The organism is Microbacterium sp. ISL-103 (assembly GCF_018613995.1).
Classification (GTDB): Bacteria; Actinomycetota; Actinomycetes; order Actinomycetales; family Microbacteriaceae; genus Microbacterium.
In genome coordinates, this window is sequence record NZ_JAGGPD010000569.1 from 1 (window position 1) to 1559 (window position 1559).

The 1559-nt window shown below is 71.3% G+C and carries 2 protein-coding genes; both read right to left on the reverse strand.

Going from position 1 to position 1559, the window contains the following annotated elements:
• Positions 1 to 118: 118 nt before the first annotated feature.
• Positions 119 to 1021: a tyrosine-type recombinase/integrase gene (locus J7E68_RS17965; protein ID WP_215174911.1), complete on the reverse strand. Its 903-nt coding sequence runs from the start codon at positions 1019 to 1021 to the stop codon at positions 119 to 121.
• A gap of 108 nt (positions 1022 to 1129) precedes the next feature.
• A partial coding sequence (locus tag J7E68_RS17970) for a DNA-processing protein DprA (RefSeq protein ID WP_215174913.1) occupies positions 1130 to 1559 on the reverse strand: 430 nt, incomplete at its 5' end.

The following is a 1559-nucleotide window of genomic DNA, read 5'->3' on the forward strand; positions in this document are numbered from 1 at the left end:
GCATCTCGGCGTCCGCCTCGCCGGCGTCTACCTCAACCCGCGTCTGCTGTTCGGTGAGGTGGAGCGTGCGGTGCTGCTCCCCTGCTGCGACGCGGGCTGATCGTCGAGGCGACGTCAGTCACGCTCGAGGATGCGCGAGCCGGTAGGTGGCGGTCAGGCGCTCGGCCGACACATGAGTGTAGATCAGGGTGGTTCCGAGGCTGGCGTGCCCGAGTATCTCCTGCACCGCTCGGAGATGGGCTCCCCCGGCGAGAAGATGCGTGGCCGCGGTATGGCGGAGCGCGTGCGGCCCCACGGTGTCGGCACCGACGAACGGTGCGAGCACTTCGGCGACCAGGGAGTACACGGCTCTGGGGCCGATGCGCCCGCCTCGGCTGCCGAGGTAGAGCGCCGGCGACGGCCGAGCGGCGCGCGCCAGGAGGGCGGAGCGACCGCGTGTCAGGTAGGCGCCGATCGCCTCCCGTGCCGGCCTGCCGAAAGGCACGACGCGTTCCTTCGAGCCCTTGCCCAGAACGCGCGCTGTGCCTCGATCGAGATCCACGTCGTCGACGTCGAGTCCGCACAGTTCGGACACGCGGATCCCCGCTCCATACAGGAGCTCGAGCATCGCGTGATCGCGAAGTGCGGTCGGCTCGCCTGCGGACGCGGCGGTTCGCTGGGCCTCCAGAAGCGCCGTCATGGCGTCTTGCGACGCGATCGTGGGCAGTGTGCGCCCACGCTTGGGGGCGACGAGTCGCAGACTCGGGTCGTGGGCGATCAGTTCCTGCTCGTGGGCCCAGGTGAAGAACGACCGGGCGGCAGCCGCGCGTCGGGCGAGGGTCGAGCGGGCATCACCGCGTTGCGTGGCATGCCACAGCCAGTCGCGGAGCGTCTCCAGGGTGATCTCCTCGAGGGTCCTTTCGCCGATGGCGCTCGCGAGATCTCTCAGATCCGATCGGTAGGCACGGACGGTCGCCGGAGCGAGCCGGCGCACCCGCTCGAGGTGGTCGGTGAACGCGTGTGCTGCGGCCGCGAACTCCATGGCCCCAGCTTGCAGGATCCGTCAGTCCGGGCGGGTCAGCCGCGCCGCTCGACGACCTCGGCTCCGCGACGTCGCCTCCGTCGGGGGTCTTCGACGGCCCGTGGCCTGTCAACTGTCCCGACGCCGTGGGGCGCCACGCTGCCAGCCCCGCTCGGTGCGGAGCACGTGGCCGCTGAGCTCCAGCAGACCGAGCATCGCGCTGATCCGCTCGGGCGCGAGGCCCGATCGGCGGGACAGCTCGACCACGCTCAGCGCTGCGCGTCCGCTCATCGCGTCCAGCAGCCGCATCTGGTCGGGATTCTGCGTCTCCCCCACCTCCGCGCCGACACCACCACCGCCGCCACTATCGCCCCACAGTTCGCGGATCTCCTCGACCGTCGTCACGCACCGCGCGTCATATTCTCGGAGGAGTCGGTGACATCCCGCGGACGCGGGCGACGTGATCGGACCGGGCACCGCGCCGAGGGGGCGCCCGAGCGCTGCCGCGTGCCCGGCGGTATTGAGGGAACCGCTGCGCCATCCGGCCTCCACGACCACG